The following is a 19,941-nucleotide window of genomic DNA, read 5'->3' as shown; positions in this document are numbered from 1 at the left end:
ATGCAGCGAAAATGGTTTCAATATTGGTTCAACTCTCCTTTCTATCATATACTTTACAGTCAGCGTAATGATGCCGAAGCCGAGTTTTTAATTGACAACCTTTCTGCTTATCTGAAACCTGCTGCAAATTCCAGAATCTTAGATATTGCCTGTGGAAGAGGCCGGCATTCAATTTACCTTAATAAGAAAGGATATGATGTAACCGGAATTGACCTATCTGAACAAAGTATTAAATACGCTCAGCAATTTGAACAAAAGAACCTTCATTTCTTTGTTCATGACATGCGTAAGCTATCTTTTATCAACTATTTTGATATAGCAATGAACCTTTTTACCAGTTTTGGTTATTTTGAAACGGAAAAAGAGCATGTAAATGCGATAAAGGCTTTCAGAAAGAGTATAAAAGACGATGGTACTCTGGTAATAGACTACTTTAACACGCAAAAGATCCTTAAAAATCTTACTCAGCAAGAGATAAAAACCGTTGAGGGGATAGAGTTTCACCTACATAAATTTATAGCTGATGGTAAAATCATTAAACATATAAATTTTGAGCACAGAGACAAACCTTATGCATTTGAAGAACGTGTACAAGCCTTTACATTGAAGGATTTTGAACGTATGTTTGAAAAAAGCGGCCTAAAAATAGCAGCTACATTTGGTAGCTATGGATTAGAACCATTTGATGAAACCAAATCTGACAGGTTAATACTAATTTGCAAAAAAGCATGATAGAAAGTTTACAACAATTTGATGTAGAACTTTTTCTTAAAATCCATAGAGGGTTGGCTAATCCATTTTTTGATTGGTTACTTCCTTTAATGCGTAATCGTTTTTTTTGGGCACCATTGTACCTGTTCATTATTGTATTCTCTTTTATTGAATACAAAAAGAAAGGCTGGTACATTATTGGAATGTTACTGGTAACTTTTGCTATTGGTGATTTAGTTTCATCAAGAATTATTAAGCCAACAGTAGCCAGAGTAAGGCCATGCAATGAAATAACGCTGGCTAATGATATCATTCATCGTGTGCCATGCGGAAGTGGGTATAGCTTCCCTTCTGCGCATGCTACAAATCATTTTGCAATAGCTGTTTTTCTTATCTTTGTATTTTACGACAGGTGGAAACTGATATTGCCAATTGGGCTCTTCTGGGCATTTATTATTTCGTTTTCTCAGATTTACGTAGGTGTTCATTACCCTATTGATACTATGGCAGGCGCAATACTCGGTATGCTTATAGGCTTATTGACATCAAAAATTTATAAAAAATTACAACCACAGTTATAATGGAAATCTGGAAGGTATTAATCCTATTTTTTAGTGCATTTTTAGGCGGATCGGCCATTTTTTTAGTAAAAAGTGATAAATCTCAGCTTTTAAAACTAATCCTCTCTTTTAGTGGTGCCTATTTGTTTGCTATTACTGTTTTACACTTAATTCCGGATGCATATAGTGGTTCTGATCCGCAAGAAATAGGAATTTTTATACTTATAGGTTTCTTATTACAAATCTTTTTAGAACAGTTTTCGGAAGGTGTTGAGCATGGACACATCCACAAACACCATGAAACACAAGTATTTCCATATGGAATTATGATCAGTCTTTGTTTGCATGCATTTCTGGAAGGAATGCCTTTAGCAAAAGATCAACATAATGCTTTGATATTTGGAATCTCGCTACATCATATTCCTGCTGCCTTTGCATTAGCTAGTATTTTAGTGCAAAACCAATTCAAAAAGAGTAACGTAATCATTTACATCGCAATTTTTGCTATAATGGCACCTCTTGGGTTTTATGTAAGCAATGGGTTGAGCAATGGAACTATCGGTGGTATAGAGAATTATTTTAATAGAATTATGGGAATAGTAATAGGTATATTTTTACATATTTCTACCACCATATTATTCGAATCAAGCGTAGACCATAAGGTATCAAAACGTAAAATGATTGCTGTTTTATGTGGTATCGGTATTGCGTTAATTGGATATTTTAGCTCAGGCCATTCGCACTAAGGAGATCTGCTAACCTCTCATTTTATCAAGCAGGTTGTTTAGCGTAATAGCTTCCTGCTCTGTTAAGTTTGATGAAATAAGTACTGAAAGGCTGACTTCTTTGTCCATCAGCTCCAGTAATTCCAAACCTTTATCACTAATTTTAATATCTACAGCACGTTTATCGATAGCATTTGCCTCTTTTACAACAAGCTCTTTTTGCACAAGCCGGTCTACTATTCTTGAGGTATCACTCATTTTATCCAGCATTCTTGATTTCAGAAGATTTATGGTAGCTGGATTAGGATTTTGTCCACGTAAAATTCTTAAAATATTAAATTGCTGAGTAGTTACCTCAAAAGGCGCTATAGTTTGTTTTAGTCTCTCTGTACACCAATTGCCGGTATGCCAAACATTTACAATGGCTTGGTGATGAATACTTTCAAATCGAGTGGTAAGCGTTTCTTTCTGCAACTGCATCTTTTCGTTCTTTATTTGTTTGGTGGCGTAGCTTTTGTTTTTTGCTTCCCAAATCCCCACGGGCAATGTTTGCATTTATTTTTACAGCAGTATCCACGTTTTAAGTGATAAGCTTCTGTAAAAACCATAAACCCATTTTCATTGAAGTAGTAATCTACACCTTCTTTCATCAGTTAAGCAATTTCACTACCAAACTTTTTTCGTAGTGTTTCTTTAAATGTTGCCCGTTGCCATGATTTGTCCAAACTTGTTGGGGTTTAACCTTTTCTATAGTTAAAATAATATCATTCCAATCGGCATGATCTGAAATGTACAACTGGATTTCCTGACCAGTTTGAAGGTGTTTCCAGCCTGTAGCAAATATCCTTACCACGTTAATTGCCTTGAAATAGCTTTTGAAAACCAGTGGTGGAACCATATAAACCATATTGGTTTGATTGTTTTTCATAACCTTCCGATCATAGATTTCATACTTGCCTAAATCTATACCCATTTGTTCATATATTTTCACGAAAGGCAACATACTATAGTGAACAAGTATCCTTTTTTCTGTACAGTATTCATTCATCAAGCTGATGAGGCGTTGGCATTTTCCTAAGGCATAAGCGCCAAGCATAATATTACTCTGTGTTGAGTTCAACTTAAGTATTTCAGCCTCTGCAACGGGATGTTGTGTTTGCGGATCAGCAAATGTAGTTTCCGTTATCAACACATCAGCTTCTACAAATTCTACTGGCTCACAAGTTTTATCAGGTTGCAGCTTATAATCTCCGGTATAGAGGTATTTTATACCCATATATTCCATCAATATCATTGCTGACCCTAAGATATGTCCGGCTGGAATAAATTGTACCTTAACATCATTTACATCAAAAGTTTGATGATAATCTATTATATTGAACTCCCCTCCTGCAAACTTTCTGTATCTGTGAAGCATAAATAAAGAGGTTGCTTCTGTACAATACACATTAAGATTACCCCCAACAGCATGGTCGCCATGAGCATGTGAAATAACTGCATTTTTAACTGCTTCTTTAGGATCGAGATAAAAATTGCCGTACTTGCAAAACAGACCGATTTTATCGATCACTATAAAATCTTCTAATATCATTAAAGTCCGTTATTAAGAAACAGTTGGTGTAACTCCATTACCTGATTGATAAGGGAATCTGTTTCGTTATTATTGATCAGATAATCAGCCATCTTTATCTTCTTTTCGTCAGTAAACTGTTTATCCATTCTGGCTTTTACCTGATCCGCAGTTACCCCATCTCGGTTCATCACGCGTTCCAATTTCAGTTCCATTGGAGCGGTTACCAAAATATTTTTATTGCACATTTTGTAGGAGCCGCTTTCAAACAATAACGCTGCTTCTTTAAGTATGTAAGGGGTGTCTTTTGGTAACTGAGCAGCCCAATTGTCAAATGCTCTAAAAACTGCAGGATGAACCATAGCATTTAATTTTGCTAGTTCCTGCTCATTATTAAATACAATACCAGCTATATGCTTATTATTTAATATACCTCCGGGCAGATAACTTTCTTCACCAAAAGAGTCTTTAACTCCCTGAATCAGAATAGTATCATTTACCATAATTTCTTTGGCAACCGTATCGGCATAGAATACCGGAATACCCAGTGTTTCAAAAATTCTGCATATAGTAGTCTTACCACTACCAATTCCTCCTGTAATCCCTACTTTTAACATTATTTCTCTATTATAAAATCAATCTTATCAGGAACAACATCTATTAGCTTGCAATAATCCGGAAAACGGGTTATTTTAACTCTTAACTGATTGTGTTTTAAATCTCTCCACTCATCCAAATCTACCACTGCATCTATAAAGTTTTCATTAGTTTGCTGGTATTTTGATAAGGCAACCAAAATGGTAACCTTAATTTTTTTAGGGTATAGTTTAACGTTATAGTACTCTTTGTTATTTATGATTCTAAGCGACAAATCAATCGTCTTTTCTGTGTATTCATCAACAGGTACTTTTACTTCTGCACTGGTAGGAAAAATACTCACATTCTTCATTTTATTCTGCATCATTGCTATTCTTGAAACAGTTGTATTTTGAACATTTGAGAGCTTTAAAGAATCTGTTGGCCATTCTTTAATCTTTTTAATTTCTTCTTCGGGCCCAGATAGGGTTACATATTTAGGAATAATTTCGATATCATCTGAAACTCCATACTGCTTAACAAATTCAAAATTAGAAACTAGTTTTACGGGAACTCTTTTAACAGTTCGTTCAGAAAAATCAAAATAAAGTGTATCAGGCCTTACAGAGATTATCTTTTGCGAGGTCTCCAGCTGCCTGTTTACGTTAAATAATTGTTCGGAAAAAAGGATGAAATTGCGATTATTTAATTTATCCAAACTAATGGCTATTGATTGGGGCTTAACTCTTAAACGGGCAAACAACAATTGCCAGCCTGTTCCCTCGACCTGCAAATCAACTGTATCTGACTGAAGAGCATGAAAGGCCCTTTTTTGGGGGAAATTCTTATAAACCAATACTGTTTTTGCCGTATAAACATACTTATTATTTAACGCCATTAGTAACCATGCTCCAATTGCCAATAATAAACAGGTAATCAAAACCAGGAAACGTTTGCGTTCTATTTTTGTAAGCTTTATAAACGGCATAATTGTAAAGTAAACAAACTTAGATAAAAATAAAACAAAAAAGCCGCTTCTAAACAGAAGCGGCTGTAAAAACATTATTTAAGTTATGCCTTAGGTGCTTCGACAGCTTTTGGGGCCGCAGCCTTTGTTGCATCCAAAGAGATTGCAGTTTTATCGAAACGAATTTTTGTCCCTCCTTCAACTTCGATAAGGAAAGTAGTATCGTTCATATCTACAATTCTACCGTGTATTCCGGCAGTAGTAACTATTTTATCTCCTTTTTTCAACTCTTCAACCAATTTTTTATGGTCTTTAGCTTTTTTTACCTGAGGTCTGATCATGAAGAAATAAAATACTACCATAATTAGAACCATCGGTACTAAAGTACTTAACATACTGCCACCACCTGCTGCCTGTAATATTATTGTTGATATCATACTGTTATTTTATAAATTTATTATTCTTTAATTTCACCTGTTAAGTGTAGCTCAATTGCGCTGTTTAATGCATTAGATCTAACTGAAACTATCTTATCTTGTCTGCCAGTTTTACCTGCACTATTGAACACAACATTAAGTTCTCCTGCTTGTCCCGGTTTAATAGGCTCTTTTGGCACCTCTGGTACTGTGCAGCCACAAGTTGCAATTGCCTCCTTAATTATCAATGGCATTTTACCTGTATTTCTGAACTTAAAACTGTAAGAAACTTTCTCTCCCTTTTCAATTTTACCAAAATAATAATTGCTGGTTTCAAAGGTTAATACTGGTCCGTCTACACGACGAACTGCCTCAGCTTTAGCAGAATCGGCTTTTGATGCAATTGCCGCACTATCAGTTTCAGCTGATACAGTGTTAACATTTTTGTCAGTTTTTGATTGGCAGGATGCTAATGTCAAAGCAACTGCTGCCAGTAACAAAATTTTCTTCATAAATTTTTATTCTTCTATAAGTCCGCGACCAATTTTCTTGATGCTGTTTGTTCTCTTAAGATCGCCCATAATTTTATCCAAGATACCGTTAATAAATGAATTACTTTTCGGCGTACTGTAATCTTTTGATAAATCAAGGTATTCGTTGATAGTTACCTTCACTGGAATTGAAGGAAAATTTAGCAATTCACAGATTGCCATTTTCATCAATATAGTATCCATAAGTGCTATACGTTCAGACTCCCAGTTCTTTGTACGTTCGGCTATAAATGCCTGATAATCTTTATCATTCTTAAGTGTATAGGCAAACAAATCTTCAACAAATTTCTTATCCTCATCCCAATCCTGGCTTATAGGTGTGAGCTTGTTTGCGAACGCATCCTCGGAAGTAAAATTTTTGATAGTTTTAGCTACCATACCTTGCATCACTTCCTTATCTACAGTCCAATTGATAAATTTATCTTCAAAAGCCTGTATAATGTTGTGACTTTTAAGAATGATTTTTCTAAAGATATATTTGATTATCGTTTTAGATTCTTCCAGATCATTTACTTCATCAGCAAGATAAGCAGCATATTCTGGAGTAACTTTTAAAGAATTGAAAATGGCTTTAACAAATTCAGGATCCGACATCCAGTTAATCTTGTATTTATTTACAGCCGCAATAAAATCCGGATTATTCTTTAAGGTAACAGCAAATTTATTGTTTAGTAGTTTTAAATTAGGATTAAGATCCTCTGCTGTAGGTAAATGCTTATTGGCACGTTCCGTTGCATCAATATCTGTATATTCTGTAACCTCTACTAAAAGAGAAAGCATCCATATGTACATTTCATATACATTATCAATACTATGCATAAGAGCCTTCTTAGAAGAAGTTAAATCTCTTTTGTCTGTCATGTGCCAAGCAAATATATTTTGCAAAGCTTTAATTCTTAAGTGCCTTCTATTTAACATGAATGTAAGAACGAGTGGTAAATTACCTGTTTATTAAAATGATGATTTTATTTTCTTAATGTCTATTATTCTTTGTTCTGCAATGCGATTAGCTGCCCATATTGTTGGAATATTATCCTTTTTGGACATCTTAATTACATCACGTGTAGCGTTATAAATGTTCTCTGTTAGCTGCATTGTACGTTTTTTTCCATACCCTGTTAGCTCAGAATAGCAGCTAATTAAGCCTCCAGCATTAATCAGATAATCTGGTGCAAACAGAATTCCTTTATCTAATAAAAGTTTGCCATGTAATTGTTCATCTGCTAATTGGTTATTGGCCGAACCAGCAATAATGGCAAATTTCATTTTTTCGATGGTTTTTGAATTTACTGTAGCTCCAAGTGCACATGGAGCGTAAATATCAGCATTGATTCCAAAAATCTTGTCTGCCGAGATTGGTTTGGCTTTATAAGTACGAGCCACATGTTGCAAACGATCTTCATTGATATCACTAATGTACACCTCTACATTTTCAGCTCGCAACAATTCTACCAAATGCTCTCCAACATTTCCAATTCCTTGTACAACAACCGAACGGCCTGCAAGCATATCAGTACCAAAAACCTCTTTAACACAAGCTTTAATACCGAGAAAAACTCCCTTAGCTGTTGTTGGTGCCGGATTCCCTGCTCCCCCTAACGATTCTGGAACTCCTGTAACGTGTTTGGTTTCCATTTGGATATATTCCATATCACGAGTATTGGTCCCCACATCTTCAGCAGTAATAAATTCTCCGTTAAGATTTTTGATAAACCTGCCATAACTACGCATCATGGCTTCTGATTTTCCTTTATAAGAGTCGCCGATAATTACAGCATTACCCCCGCCTAAGTTAAGGCCTGTAATAGCCGCTTTATATGTCATTGCCCTTGATAACCTTAACACATCTTCCAGTGCCTCAGCTTCGGTAGCATAATTCCACATTCGTGTTCCACCTATTGCAGGGCCCAACGTAGTATCATGAATAGCAATAATCGCTTTTAAACCGGTATCTGGATCATTACAATAAACAACCTTCTTATGCCCGGAGGCACCAATTTGATCTAAAACTGAATTTACGATAGAACTATTACCAGACATATAATTTTGTTTATCAGATAAGCCGCAAAACTAGTCAAAAAAACATTATTTACATTGTTTTAACTAAAGTCTTTAAAAAAATTATCTTCATTTGGCTAACTTTACCTCCTCATGAAACATCTCCGGTTTTTAAACAAGTACTTTTATAAATATAAATGGTGGATTATTCCAGGAGTTTTCTTTGTAATTATATCGAATATTTTTGGCGTAATCCCAGCTCAGGTTATAGGCCACGCATTCAATTTAATTACTGAGAATATCCAGATATATGGCTTGTTTTCTGGATTTGAACGTCGTGAGATTATTTATGACATTTTTTCTTACAGTTTACTATACTTTGGCGCACTTGTTTTGGTGTTGTACCTTTTAAGAGGCCTGTTTCTATTCTTTATGAGGCAAACGATCATACTTATGTCGAGACATATAGAGTATGATATGAAAAATGAGATTTATGCCCATTACCAGGAACTAAGCCTGGGCTTTTATAGAAGAAATAATACTGGCGACTTAATGAACAGGGCTACTGAAGACGTGAACAGAGTAAGGATGTACGTGGGGCCCGCTATTATGTATGCTATAAATACCGGGGTTTTATTCTTACTGGTAATTTATGCCATGTTTTCTGTTAATACTACACTGGCAATTTTTTGTTTATTACCACTTCCTGTATTGGTAGTCATAATTTATTTTGTAAATACTATGATTAATCAGAAAAGCGAGCAGATACAGGAGCAACTTTCAAAACTGTCGAGCTTTGTACAAGAAAGGTTTTCGGGCATACGTGTTATAAAATCATACGTTCGCGAGCCCTATACAAAAAAAGTGTTTGCTGAAGAAAGCGAGGGCTATAAACAAAGTGCTATGAGCCTTGTTAAAGTGCAGGCTTTATTTTACCCGACCATGCTTCTTCTTGTTGGTTTAAGTACCATACTTACTATATATGTTGGCGGAAAACAAGTGATTAACGGATCGATTACTCCCGGAAATATTGCCGAATTTATTGTATATGTGAACCAACTAACCTTTCCAGTTTCTATGCTTGGCTGGGTAACTACACTTATCCAAAGGGCTTCTGCTTCGCAAAAAAGGATTAATGAATTTTTACAACTTAAGCCTGAAATTATTTCTGGCAAACAGGAAAAAAGAGCAATAAATGGAAATATCAAGTTTGAGAATGTAAGCTTTACCTATCCTGACACAGGCATTAAAGCTTTACGAAACGTAAACTTTGAAATTAAACAAGGTCAGTTCGTTGCAATTATTGGCAGAACGGGCTCTGGGAAATCAACTTTGGCAAACTTAATAATGCGGATGTATGATGTAGAAGCTGGCAGGATAATAATTGATAACACGTACCTAAAAGAGCTTAATTTACAGGATTATCGCAATCAGATTGGTTTTGTTCCACAGGAAGTATTCTTATTTTCTGACACCATTAAAAACAACATAGCTTTTGGTCTCGATACTGTTAATGATAATGAAGTTGAAGCAGCAGCTAAGAATGCTGCAGTGTATAACAACATTATAGATTTCGAGCTTAAATTTGAAACCATGCTGGGTGAAAGAGGTATCACCCTATCAGGTGGACAGAAACAACGTGTTTCTATTGCGAGAGCTTTAATTAAAGAGCCTAAGATTCTGATTTTTGATGACTGTCTTTCTGCCGTTGACACCAGAACTGAGGAAGAGATTTTGAATAACCTTGGCAGAATAATGAATAATAAAACAAGCATTCTTATTGCTCATCGAATTTCAACAATAAAGAATGCAGATAAAATTCTGGTTCTTGATGATGGACAGATCATTGAAGAGGGCACTCATAATGAGTTATTGCAAAAAGGAGGTGCTTATGCAGAAATGTATCAAAACCAATTACTTGAAGAAGAAAGTCAATCTGTGTAATTTCTATTTTGAACTTTAGTAATTATTCCTTTATATTTACCCGAACCAAAACCAAGAGCTAAAGCAACCATGGGAGAATTTGACAACAAAGAGAGAGAAGAGGTTTTTTCAAAGAAAGTAAGAGCTGGCAAAAGAACTTATTTTTTCGACGTAAAAGCAACAAGATCAGGAGATTACTACTTAACCTTAACCGAAAGTAAAAAAAGACTGGAAGATGGTGTTTTTGTAAAACACAAAATCTTTTTATACAAAGAGGATTTCGAGAAATTTGCTGAAGGACTAAATGAAACTGTTGATTATATTAAAAGTCATCAGGAAGTAGTAGAAAAACGTTATGAATATTCTGAGAACCACGAAGGAGCTGGAACAAGAGTTCAAAACGACGACTTTTCATTTTAAAAAAATAATAAAGAAGCGCCCTGTTTGTAAATTGCAAACAGGGCGTTTTTTATTAACAGAACCCTAATAAAATGAGTTTAGGAAAACAGATCCATTACAGGCTTACCTAAACCATCAGGCGTAGTATAAAACGGTCGTTTCTCAACAAGATAATTCGTATCCGGAGCTATCCCAAGTGCATGATAAATACTTTGATGAACCTGATCAATAACTATAGGATTTTCAATCGTTTTACATGGCCTTTCATCAGCAGTTTTTCCGTATACCCCGCCCTTTTTTATACCGCCACCAAACATTAGCATTGAACATCCATCAGTAAAATGACGGTGCATACCATAATTTTTAATATCCTGGATAATATCTGGCTGATCTACCTGCTCCTGTACTTTTGCGTCGGGACGCCCCTCCACCATCATATCCCTACTAAATTCGCTAGCCAAAATAACCAATGTCCTATCTAACCTTCCACTCTTCTCTAAGTCTTTGATTAGCTGTGCTACAGGGCCATCTATCTGCTTTTTCATCTCTATTAGTCTGGTATAACCGTTGTCATGCGTATCCCAACCTTTAAATGGCTCATATTCGGTAGTTACACTAATAAATCGTGCCCCCTGTTCTGTAAGTCTGCGTGCCATAAGGCAGCCTAATCCAAACTTGCCTGTGTTGTAAATATCATATATTTCTTTAGGCTCCTGGCTTAAATCAAAAGCTTTGGCCTCTGGAGATTTCAAGAGTATGTATGCTTGCTCCATTGATCTTTTTAATGATTCTTTTTGATAATCACTACCATACTCTCCCATTGGACTTTTACTTATTAGATCATAATAAAGCTTATTCCGTTTTTCGAACCTACTTGAAGACATTCCCACTGGAGGCTGTACACTTTCTAATCCTCCTGAAGGATCCGGTATTAAAAAGGGACCAAATTCATTACCTAAAAAGCCTGCTGTATGAAAAGCTTTGAGTTCTTCTGCTTCACCAAGGGTAAACCGTTGTCCTATATCAATAAATGCAGGTATTACAGGATTTAATGGCCCTAATTCTTTTGCAATCCAGGATCCAATATGTGGGGCCAAAACGGATTGCGGTGGTTTATAACAGGTATGCCAGTGATATTGATGTCGTGAATGTAAAATATGTCCCATATCAGCAGCTACATACGATCGGATTAACGTTCCTTTATCCATCACTTTACCAATAGATTCCAACCCTTCAGAAAAATTAATTCCATCCAGAATAGTTGGTACAGATTTAAAGGTACTTAATACACTATTTGCCTGCATACCTTTAGTAAAAGGCGTATACTTCTTTGGATCGAAGGTATCAGTATGTGCCATACCACCTGCCATCCATAATAAAATAACAGTATCTGCCGTTGCATTGTTACTTTTTGTATTGCAGGAAGACAGCAAATTAGTAAGCGGAATTCCGGCAGCCATAGCAGCTAAAGTTGCTGCACTTGTATTCTTCAAAAAGTCTCTTCTGTTCCAACTCATCGTTATATGGGTATAGTTAATTTAAGCATAATTTGTGTTAATAGATAATTTGAAATTCGGGCAATAGTACAATGGCCCAAAATAAATCCTGAATGGCATCAACCCCCGGAGATTTACCAAGTGCCTGCTTCGCAATTTTCAATTCTGAATCGACCGGCGCTCTTCCTAAAGTTTTTAAATAAATATCCCTTATTAGCAAATCAGTATTTTTAAAATTTGCTTTCCAATGCTCAGCTCCGCTTTTTAATACAGAATTGAACCTCCAGCCGTTGGTCAGTTCAAGAGCTTGCAGCAAATTGGCTTGCGAATCTCTACTGGTGGCAACTGTTTCCCTATTTGGCCTGCCTAATGCAGTAAGGAAGCTGTTGTTTGCCACCATAGATGCCCGTATAAAAGACGGCTGAATTTGAGGTCTGTATCTAATATTTGAATCAGCAAAAACCGGGGTTACAACACTACTAACAGCATCAGTAAACTGCTCGGCCGACATCCTTTTGCGTACCATGCCTTTAAATTTATAGTTTGGATTGCTAACCTGAGCTACCTCTTTGAAACCTACTGAAGGCAGTTGATAAGTTTTGGAGGTTGTGATCTGATAAATGAGTTCTTTTAAATCTGATTTATTAGCAACAAAATTAAAAGCCATCCAATCTAACAAATCCTGGCTCCAGGGCTCATTATCCATAACATCAACAGGTTCAACCAGACCACGGCCCATTAGCTGCGCCCAAATCCGGTTTACTATTGTACGATAAAGCCGTCCGTCTTCAGGTTTTACCAGATTTTCGGCCAGTTGTTTTCGTTTCTCTTTAATTGGAGCTTTACTATCTATTGTACCAAGTTCTTTCCAAAGCATCCTCGCATCTACATACTTTCCTGTTGGCTTATCACAACGGTTAATTTCCAGAGTAGTGTCGGCAAAGATATTAGCAAACGCATAAGCATCCTCCAATTTTAAATCGCTAATAAAACTATTGTGACAAGAAGCACACTTTAAATTAAGGCCTAAAAAGACCTGTGAAACATTTTGAGCCGCCTGCATCTCCGTTCTCTGACTCGCATTTACAACACCACGCCATTTTATCCCCTCTATGAATCCCTTGGATTCTTCGGAAGGACTAATTAGCTCTTTAACAAACTGATTATATGGTTTATTCTCCTTTAAAGATTTGTATAACCAATCTGTGATATTAAAGCGTCCACCAGTAATATATCCTGTTCCAGAATAATCATTTCTTAATGCATCATTCCAAAAACTTAACCAATGTAACGCATAATCGTTATCAAGGCTTAAAAGTTTTTTAACCCATAAGGCTCTTTTATCTGGTCGGGTGTCTTTTAAGAATGATTCCAGCTCAGTTGTGCTGGGTAATAAGCCGACTATATCAAGGTAGATTCTCCTTAAGTAAGTACGATCATCCACCAATGAAGGCCATTTGGTATTGTTTTTAGCAAAATACTGGTTTGTCCATAAATCAACAGGGTTAGATAAATTATTTGATAGTGCTGGGAGAACAGGGTTACGTGGTTCCAGTTTGGCAACTCTAAAAACATTTTCCTTAGTCCCATCATCTGGCCATGGGGCTCCCTTTTCAATCCAAAAGCGAACAATTTGAATATCTTTTTCAGCTAGCTTTTTCCCTTTGGATGGCATCACATCCTTATGGTCAGCAGGTAATGTTATACGTTTGAATATTTCACTTTCCAGCGGATTTCCAGGCACTATTACTGGTCCATTTTCGCCACCTTTAAAAGCAACATGTTTCCCGTCAAGTCTTAAATCTCCTTTTACTTTCTCAGCACCATGACATTTGTAGCAGTTATGTGCAAGTATAGCCCTTACCTCAGTATTTAACTCTATTTCTTGTTTTTTAGTCAGTTTAGTAGTATCACTTTCTAAAGCAGCCAGATTAAAATTATCTGAGCCACCTGTTTTGTAGTCCTTGCTCCATGGCAGTGTACTAGTCAGGAAATCACCGCCATGCGTTAAATTAGCGCCAAAGTGTCCTGCAACAGAAATACCGATGGCAGTTGAGAACAACAATCCCCTGTAAACTTTAACTTGTCCAAACTTTGCTCTGTTGCGAATTTGATAAAGAAAGAAAAGAGTTAAAAGACTAAGCGCTGCAGTTGCTACTCCAATCCACTGGTGCAGTACTAAAACACTACCACTATAATCGCCATCCAAAGATAACAACCATCCGAAAGCAGCTGAAATTACAGCACCCAATGCCCCTGCAGCAAGAAGCGCATCAATACCTGAACGTAGTTTTGAGTTAAAGTTTTTTAATGTAAACAACTCCAGTACAGCAGCAAATAGAAGTAATGCCACTGGAAAATGCACTGCTAAGGGATGCAAATGACCTAAAAAATCCCAAAGCCAGAATGCCATGTATTGGAACATAATTCGATATATATTTGGTTTCAAAAAAGAGACTATGCTATAATAAGAATACTTATTGATCTCATTCTGATTATAGCACAGTTCTCTATGTGTTAAATAAATATCTAACTATATTCTATTCCAAGCAACCCGTACTGTCCTGCTTATTTAATTATTATGAATTTTAACAGAACGTCCTGATCTTCCGTTGTTATTAAATACTTTAAATATAATATCTCCTTTAGTACTTAGGGGCGCCAAATATGCAGCGCTATTAACAGTAGGCTCCGTTCCATCTGTAGTATACCTAATTATAAAACCGGGTAACTGTAAATTGGCCATCACTTTACCGTTTGCTACAACCACACCTGGTGTAGGGATACGATAATTATAACCCCCTGCGTAATGATTTAATCGCGGCATTTCTCTTTTACCAATGATATTGACAAATTCAGACCAATTTTGATTGTATATTGAAGCACTTTTTACTGTATCAGTTTCTGTGGCCCATTCAGGATTTTTTGCCCAGGCCCTTTCGGCCACACCAAACAATTTTGGCAAAAGCATATATTCAAATCTTTCGGGAGTTTTAATGATTTCACTCCACAAAGGTGCCTGTATACCTACAATGTTTGATTTTCCAAATTCAGTTAGTGTGGTTTTTCCCTCGAGGGTCTTTTTATCAATAGGATTGCCACCTTCATCTTCCTTTAAATTTTTGAACAGTTCATAAGGAACAAAATAATAAGGCTTATCAACATCTACATAACCTCCCCAATACTGCCCTGTTTCATTAAAACTCTTGTTGATAGCCAGATCCAGATAAAGATTTGTAACACAAGTTAGCACAACTTTATAACCAGCATTAGCTAATTTATAGGCAAGATCTTCATTACCACTTAAATTATTCCAAACATCAGCATGGAAATTTTCTTTAGCAAACCGTTCATCAAGTACCATCTTCTTTTCTCCATTTACCAGTGCTTTCCGCAGCCCAATTTCTTCCCATCCCGATAGATATAATTGCTTTGCTTTAAGCATATTATTAATCTTATTGAAGTAGTAATACCACATCTCATCAACACCACTCACAGAAGCATCAGCTTTTAGCAAATTTGCTACTGCAGGAGATCTTTCCCAAACTCCGGCAGGGACTTCATCTCCACCAAAGTGTATCGTTGCTAATGGGGCCTTAGCTTCTGTATACATAAAGCGTATTTCATCAACCACTTTTTCAAGAAAATTGTATGCTGACGGTAATGCTACATTGATTACGTTATCATTCCAGCCCTGAACAGATTCGTATATGGATTTATCATTCAAATCTCTTAATAAATACTGCTCAGCCTCCTCTTTTTTACCAGCTTTCATTAACCGCTTATATCTGGCATCCATAGACTTAATAGCGGCTCTGGCATGACCTGGGGTTTCAATCTCTGGTATAACGCGGATATGCCTGGCAGCTGCATATTTAAGAATTTCTATAAAATCTGAACGAGTATAAAACCCACTTCCTGAATTTACACCGATATCAGATCCGGATCCATACGATGGAACAATATTATCCCCGTCATCAATGGTATGTCCGCGCTGTGAGCCTACTGTGGTAAGTTCTGGCAAGTCCTGGATTTCTAATCGCCATCCTTCATCATCATTTAAATGAAAATGAAGAACATTCATTTTATAAAGCGCCATCACATCCAGAACTTTCAGCACTTCCTTTTTGGATTGAAAATTTCTTGCCACATCCATCATAAATCCTCTGAATCCAAACCGGGGAGCATCTTCAATTTCAACCGCTGGTATTGCGATTTCTTTTTGAATAACTCCCCAAGATGTGGAAGGGAGTAAGGTCTTTAAAGATTGTATACCATAAAATGCACCCGCCGGTTCGGCAGCTGTTATAAGTATTCGTTCTGGTGTAACACTTAGTTTATAAGATTCAGGGCCACTTACATTTCCTCTTTTAATTACAATTACATTTTTAGCGGGTGGCTGAACAAAAGCAGGCCTTTTACCTAATATTGTTGATAATTCATCAGCAAATAGCCTGGCTTCTTTATCAAACTCAATTTCAGTTATAATCGAAACTTCGGGGGTTAATTTAAATGTCCCATCTCCTTCTACATAAGATAAAGGTGTTGGAAAAACCTTTGGTAATTTCTCTAAAGGAATATCCTTTATTTGTTTGTTCTGATTAAATACATGAGCTGCCACATCAGTTTCTATTCTTCCAACATGCTGAATCGGATATACATCTTTATGACTAATATTATATCCTTTTGAAGGATTATTATCCCAGACGAGATAGAAGCCTGATGAGAGATCCGTAATATTTTTAACCTCCGTTGATAATACCTGAATCTTCATTGATCTACCCGATTTTAAATCCGAAAAACCTTTTATAGGATACAAACGAAATAGATCTCCATTTACATGTTTTATCCGTGCACTTAGACTATCCGAACCGGCAACTTCCATAGGCCTTGAATTAAAGTAAATACTCCATCCTTTACCTGGCAATGCTTGCTTTCCATTATTAGTAATTGTTAATACTGATAAAGTTTTATCCTCAGCATTACTCAATACCTCTCTGGTAATATACAGGTTACGAACGTTAAACGGCGATGACCGTTGTGCATAAGAATTTATTAAACCGCTAAAAAGCAGTGCAATTAAAATACAGAATTTCTTCATTTTGTTTGATAACTAAACGCGTATGTATATTTTCCTTTTATCGAGTATATATCCTACCAGCCAACAGATAAGCATAAAACATATTGCAAAAAGCAATGAACCAACAGGGCCAGGCGCTATAACCTGAAAAAACTTAGTACTAATCCATTCGTTAAAATTTAAACCAGGAATGACTACACCAATAATTGTTAACAGCACTTCTGAAACTATGTAAATGAACAATGGGTTTTTTCCAAAAACTGTAAAAAACCCTGTCCACTTTGTATAGGATTTTACTTCTATCACATAAATCAAAGCACCGATAATTACCAGATCCAGGCCACAGGTGACCAGAACAAAAGAACTTGTCCACAGCTTTTTATTTACAGGAAATACGGGGTTTAAGCAGATAGCTATTAATATTAACAGCCCCCAACAAGTAATAGTTTTGAAATTGTTTCAAATCCCTTTCCTTTTTCTTGTATGAATTTACCTGCAAAATATCCAATTATTACGTTTACACACGAAGGTATAGTACTCAATATTCCTTCAGGATCAAAAGCTATGCCCTCGCCATGATACATATGATTATCTCCCAACACATATAAATCCAGGTATTGACCGGCATTGCCTGTCATGCTAAAAGGATCTGTTGCATCTCCAAATAACAACAAGGCACCCCAATATCCAATCAGAAACAATACGCTGATAATTATTACACTTCTGGCACTTAGATAATGAATTAGCAATGAAGCAATTCCATAGCAAAGTGCTATCCGCTGCAGTACACCTAAAATACGGGTATTTGCTATTGGTGAAAAACTAATACCCCCACCTTCATTATAACTAAAAAAAGGAAACCAATACATTAAATACCCAATAAGAAATATAAGCAGAGTACGTTTAAATATTTTTGCCAGTACAGCTGAATTTTCCATTTGAGCAAATTTTTTCATGGAGAAACTCATGGCATTTCCTACAGCAAATAAGAAAGATGGGAATACAAGGTCTGTTGGTGTAAAACCATGCCATGCTGCATGATTCAGCATAGCAAAAGATTCAGCTCCTCGACCTGGTGTGTTCACGATGATCATGAAGCAGACAGTCATACCCCGAAATACATCGAGTGATAAAAAACGTTGTGGTTGGTTCATTGTTTTAGGTTATGTTCAGATTAATTATATCCTGGATTCTGTTTTAAAACCGGAGCACCATTAGATTGACTTAAATCGATCTGGCGCTGTGGTATTGGGTAATAATCATTCTTTCCCTTAACAAACTTACCATTCCTCACATCAGAAGTAATCTTTCCCTGATAGCTAAAATAGGCATTTAATTCCTGATCAGCTATACCCCAACGCACCAAATCAAAGAAACGATGTCCTTCCATTGCCAATTCTATTTTTCTCTCATAATAGATCGCTTTTAAAGCATAGTCTTTACCCTGGCTTGTGAAATTCCCAGCCGGATATTCGTTAATTTTGTAATTAGCTGCTGGTTCATCAGAAAATCCGGCAGATGGGTCTTGATCATCTTTATATTTAAAAAGCCAGCTTTCATGATCTGCAGCTCTTGCCCTAACCCTGTTTACATATTCTTGGGCCTTACTTAAACTCCCGATCTGCGCTTCGCATTCTGCAGCCATTAAAAGTACATCTGCAAAGCGGATAATTGAATAATTAACGGCAGTTCCCGGGGCCCAGGTACCCTGATCTCCATCACTATCTGCAGTTTCACTCCAGTACACATTCTTTTTAGGGCCATATGGCCCGCCATAACTTTGATCTCTTGCCCATGGTTTACCAGGATAAATTCCCCAGTCATGATAAGGTATACCACGTCGACCAGCTGTCCAATCCAAACGAGGATCTAGTGTTCCCTGATCTGGTGTAAAGGCTTGCCCCGCTTCTACTCCCATATCTGTTTTTATAGGAAAACTATTAAAGTTTGTTAAATAAGGAAGTCCTGTAGCTGGATTTGTTCTGAAATGATTTACCAAATCTATTGATGGCTGAAAGAATCCGCAGCAACTAAAAGGGCTACCATCCCCATAAGGAAAATTCAACATGTCTCCATTATTCGCATTTGAGGGACCTGTTGGATCTGCATTTGCAGCCATTTGGATTACAAAAACTGCTTCCGGATTATTTTCCCTGCTAGGCAACCAGTTGTCTTCAAAACTCTTGTTCAGATCGTATTTTAAACCTGAACTTGTTTGCCCTTGTGTAATAACTGCATCAAATACAGGTTTGGCAAGTTCATACTTATGTTGGTACAAGTAAGCTTTTGCAAGATATGCGCCAGCAGCCCATTTATTTGCCCTGCCTATTTCTGATTGAGCTGGAAGTAAATTATCATATGCATATTTCAGATCTTCAGTAATTTGTGGCCATATATCAACACTATTAGGTTGATTAAAGTTGGTTGTGGTTTCATCAATCCATGGAACCATATTCCACATCTTTTTTAATTCAAAATAATAATGACCTCGTAAAAAACGAGCCTGAGCACTAATGCTTTTTTGTTCGGCCTCACTCAGATCAGTAGCTTTTGCCATCAGCTTTAAAACATTATTTGTACGTGTTACGCCTTCATACAGTGCCTTCCATTTCCCATCATAAAAGGCATTAGTTGCTCCTGAATAAAAATTGGCAATTGGATCAATAGCCGGTTGATCTGCTCCATCACTTCCTTTAGAAGCATCACCCCCCACTACTGAACCAAAAACCCAGTTCGTAGGTGAGGCTTGCCAGGCATCGCCTCCACCAAGTGCAACATCCCCACCCTGCATACCATCTAAAGCGGCATAAGCCCCAATTAACAACCCATTAACGCCATTTTTGTTAGCAACGAGCTCTTCTGATAATGAGCCAAGAGGCGGCTGTTTTAGAGCCTTTTTACAAGAATAAAATAATTGCCCTGTAAACAACAGCACAACTATTAATATATATGTTGATCTTTTCATTTCC

19 protein-coding genes are annotated in these 19,941 nt (G+C 36.6%); 5 read left to right on the top strand and 14 right to left on the bottom strand.

What is annotated here, in order from left to right:
* The 3 genes from CPT03_RS01425 to CPT03_RS01415 are packed head-to-tail and all read left to right on the top strand — an operon-like array spanning position 1 to position 2,017.
* Positions 1-732 carry a class I SAM-dependent methyltransferase gene (locus CPT03_RS01425; RefSeq protein WP_099440970.1) on the top strand — a complete coding sequence of 244 codons (732 nt, stop codon included), beginning with the start codon at positions 1-3 and terminating at the stop codon, positions 730-732.
* A complete protein-coding gene (locus CPT03_RS01420) occupies positions 729-1,292 on the top strand; it encodes a phosphatase PAP2 family protein (protein WP_099437168.1) in 564 nt (187 codons plus the stop codon). Before CPT03_RS01425 ends, CPT03_RS01420 begins: the two co-directional genes overlap by 4 nt.
* A complete protein-coding gene (locus CPT03_RS01415) occupies positions 1,292-2,017 on the top strand; it encodes a ZIP family metal transporter (RefSeq protein WP_099437167.1) in 726 nt (241 codons plus the stop codon). The genes CPT03_RS01420 and CPT03_RS01415 overlap by 1 nt, the downstream gene beginning before the upstream one ends.
* Before the next feature lie 9 nt (positions 2,018-2,026).
* On the opposite strand, the gene CPT03_RS01410 is transcribed toward CPT03_RS01415, so the two are convergent.
* The 9 genes from CPT03_RS01410 to CPT03_RS01375 all read right to left on the bottom strand — a co-directional run bounded on the left by CPT03_RS01410 (position 2,027) and on the right by CPT03_RS01375 (position 8,116).
* A complete protein-coding gene (locus CPT03_RS01410; RefSeq protein ID WP_317044323.1) occupies positions 2,027-2,551 on the bottom strand; it encodes a MarR family winged helix-turn-helix transcriptional regulator in 525 nt (174 codons plus the stop codon).
* Positions 2,488-2,646, bottom strand: a complete 159-nt coding sequence (locus CPT03_RS22870; RefSeq protein WP_172954120.1) for a DUF5522 domain-containing protein — start codon at positions 2,644-2,646, stop codon at positions 2,488-2,490. The genes CPT03_RS01410 and CPT03_RS22870 overlap by 64 nt, the downstream gene beginning before the upstream one ends.
* Positions 2,646-3,587, bottom strand: coding sequence for an exonuclease (locus CPT03_RS01405; RefSeq protein WP_099437165.1), 942 nt, complete (start codon positions 3,585-3,587; stop codon positions 2,646-2,648). The genes CPT03_RS22870 and CPT03_RS01405 overlap by 1 nt, the downstream gene beginning before the upstream one ends.
* Positions 3,587-4,183, bottom strand: coding sequence for a dephospho-CoA kinase (gene coaE, locus CPT03_RS01400; protein ID WP_099437164.1), 597 nt, complete (start codon positions 4,181-4,183; stop codon positions 3,587-3,589). Before coaE ends, CPT03_RS01405 begins: the two co-directional genes overlap by 1 nt.
* Positions 4,183-5,130: a hypothetical protein gene (locus CPT03_RS01395; protein ID WP_099440969.1), complete on the bottom strand. Its 948-nt coding sequence runs from the start codon at positions 5,128-5,130 to the stop codon at positions 4,183-4,185. Before CPT03_RS01395 ends, coaE begins: the two co-directional genes overlap by 1 nt.
* 83 nt (positions 5,131-5,213) lie before the next feature.
* On the bottom strand, positions 5,214-5,546 hold the full coding sequence (gene yajC, locus CPT03_RS01390; protein WP_099437163.1) for a preprotein translocase subunit YajC: 333 nt from the start codon (positions 5,544-5,546) through the stop codon (positions 5,214-5,216).
* Between the two features lie 20 nt (positions 5,547-5,566).
* The gene (locus CPT03_RS01385; RefSeq protein ID WP_099437162.1) at positions 5,567-6,037 is read right to left on the bottom strand and encodes a DUF1573 domain-containing protein; all 471 of its coding nucleotides are present in this window, start codon (positions 6,035-6,037) and stop codon (positions 5,567-5,569) included.
* A gap of 6 nt (positions 6,038-6,043) precedes the next feature.
* Positions 6,044-6,994 (bottom strand): transcription antitermination factor NusB, encoded by a 951-nt coding sequence (gene nusB, locus CPT03_RS01380; RefSeq protein WP_099437161.1) that lies wholly within the window; start codon positions 6,992-6,994, stop codon positions 6,044-6,046.
* 33 nt (positions 6,995-7,027) lie between these two features.
* Entirely contained in the window at positions 7,028-8,116 is a 1,089-nt protein-coding gene (locus CPT03_RS01375; RefSeq protein WP_099437160.1) for a Glu/Leu/Phe/Val family dehydrogenase, read from the bottom strand.
* Between the two features lie 111 nt (positions 8,117-8,227).
* Here CPT03_RS01375 and CPT03_RS01370 point away from each other — a divergent pair, with 111 nt between their 5' ends.
* A complete protein-coding gene (locus CPT03_RS01370; RefSeq protein ID WP_099437159.1) occupies positions 8,228-10,018 on the top strand; it encodes an ABC transporter ATP-binding protein in 1,791 nt (596 codons plus the stop codon).
* A 69-nt stretch (positions 10,019-10,087) separates the two neighbouring features.
* The gene (locus tag CPT03_RS01365; protein WP_048906949.1) at positions 10,088-10,417 is read left to right on the top strand and encodes a DUF3276 family protein; all 330 of its coding nucleotides are present in this window, start codon (positions 10,088-10,090) and stop codon (positions 10,415-10,417) included.
* A gap of 77 nt (positions 10,418-10,494) precedes the next feature.
* On the opposite strand, the gene CPT03_RS01360 is transcribed toward CPT03_RS01365, so the two are convergent.
* The 5 genes from CPT03_RS01360 to CPT03_RS01340 all read right to left on the bottom strand — a co-directional run bounded on the left by CPT03_RS01360 (position 10,495) and on the right by CPT03_RS01340 (position 19,937).
* Positions 10,495-11,913 (bottom strand): DUF1501 domain-containing protein, encoded by a 1,419-nt coding sequence (locus CPT03_RS01360; RefSeq protein WP_216641585.1) that lies wholly within the window; start codon positions 11,911-11,913, stop codon positions 10,495-10,497.
* A gap of 37 nt (positions 11,914-11,950) precedes the next feature.
* Positions 11,951-14,317, bottom strand: a complete 2,367-nt coding sequence (locus CPT03_RS01355; protein ID WP_099437157.1) for a DUF1549 domain-containing protein — start codon at positions 14,315-14,317, stop codon at positions 11,951-11,953.
* A gap of 147 nt (positions 14,318-14,464) precedes the next feature.
* A complete protein-coding gene (locus CPT03_RS01350; RefSeq protein WP_099437156.1) occupies positions 14,465-16,993 on the bottom strand; it encodes a family 20 glycosylhydrolase in 2,529 nt (842 codons plus the stop codon).
* Between the two features lie 401 nt (positions 16,994-17,394).
* Positions 17,395-18,126 (bottom strand): acyltransferase family protein, encoded by a 732-nt coding sequence (locus tag CPT03_RS01345; protein WP_245869940.1) that lies wholly within the window; start codon positions 18,124-18,126, stop codon positions 17,395-17,397.
* A 20-nt stretch (positions 18,127-18,146) separates the two neighbouring features.
* Positions 18,147-19,937: a RagB/SusD family nutrient uptake outer membrane protein gene (locus CPT03_RS01340; protein WP_099437155.1), complete on the bottom strand. Its 1,791-nt coding sequence runs from the start codon at positions 19,935-19,937 to the stop codon at positions 18,147-18,149.
* Positions 19,938-19,941 lie beyond the last annotated feature (4 nt).

This window comes from Pedobacter ginsengisoli (genome assembly GCF_002736205.1).
GTDB lineage: Bacteria > Bacteroidota > Bacteroidia > Sphingobacteriales > Sphingobacteriaceae > Pedobacter > Pedobacter ginsengisoli_A.
The sequence above is the reverse complement of the archived record's forward strand: the minus strand, read 5'-3'. Positions and strand labels throughout refer to the sequence as shown.

Coding starts and splice junctions, on each gene's coding strand:
- CPT03_RS01345 (WP_245869940.1), bottom strand. CDS start 18,126: ATGAACCAACCACAACGTTTTTTATCACTCGATGTATTTCGGGGTATG.
- coaE (WP_099437164.1), bottom strand. CDS start 4,183: ATGTTAAAAGTAGGGATTACAGGAGGAATTGGTAGTGGTAAGACTACT.
- CPT03_RS01340 (WP_099437155.1), bottom strand. CDS start 19,937: ATGAAAAGATCAACATATATATTAATAGTTGTGCTGTTGTTTACAGGG.
- CPT03_RS01360 (WP_216641585.1), bottom strand. CDS start 11,913: ATGAGTTGGAACAGAAGAGACTTTTTGAAGAATACAAGTGCAGCAACT.
- CPT03_RS01355 (WP_099437157.1), bottom strand. CDS start 14,317: ATGTTCCAATACATGGCATTCTGGCTTTGGGATTTTTTAGGTCATTTG.
- CPT03_RS01410 (WP_317044323.1), bottom strand. CDS start 2,551: ATGCAAACATTGCCCGTGGGGATTTGGGAAGCAAAAAACAAAAGCTAC.
- CPT03_RS01405 (WP_099437165.1), bottom strand. CDS start 3,587: ATGATATTAGAAGATTTTATAGTGATCGATAAAATCGGTCTGTTTTGC.
- CPT03_RS01415 (WP_099437167.1), top strand. CDS start 1,292: ATGGAAATCTGGAAGGTATTAATCCTATTTTTTAGTGCATTTTTAGGC.
- nusB (WP_099437161.1), bottom strand. CDS start 6,994: ATGTTAAATAGAAGGCACTTAAGAATTAAAGCTTTGCAAAATATATTT.
- CPT03_RS01375 (WP_099437160.1), bottom strand. CDS start 8,116: ATGTCTGGTAATAGTTCTATCGTAAATTCAGTTTTAGATCAAATTGGT.
- CPT03_RS01350 (WP_099437156.1), bottom strand. CDS start 16,993: ATGAAGAAATTCTGTATTTTAATTGCACTGCTTTTTAGCGGTTTAATA.
- CPT03_RS01395 (WP_099440969.1), bottom strand. CDS start 5,130: ATGCCGTTTATAAAGCTTACAAAAATAGAACGCAAACGTTTCCTGGTT.
- CPT03_RS01420 (WP_099437168.1), top strand. CDS start 729: ATGATAGAAAGTTTACAACAATTTGATGTAGAACTTTTTCTTAAAATC.
- CPT03_RS01365 (WP_048906949.1), top strand. CDS start 10,088: ATGGGAGAATTTGACAACAAAGAGAGAGAAGAGGTTTTTTCAAAGAAA.
- CPT03_RS22870 (WP_172954120.1), bottom strand. CDS start 2,646: ATGAAAGAAGGTGTAGATTACTACTTCAATGAAAATGGGTTTATGGTT.
- CPT03_RS01385 (WP_099437162.1), bottom strand. CDS start 6,037: ATGAAGAAAATTTTGTTACTGGCAGCAGTTGCTTTGACATTAGCATCC.
- CPT03_RS01425 (WP_099440970.1), top strand. CDS start 1: ATGCAGCGAAAATGGTTTCAATATTGGTTCAACTCTCCTTTCTATCAT.
- yajC (WP_099437163.1), bottom strand. CDS start 5,546: ATGATATCAACAATAATATTACAGGCAGCAGGTGGTGGCAGTATGTTA.
- CPT03_RS01370 (WP_099437159.1), top strand. CDS start 8,228: ATGAAACATCTCCGGTTTTTAAACAAGTACTTTTATAAATATAAATGG.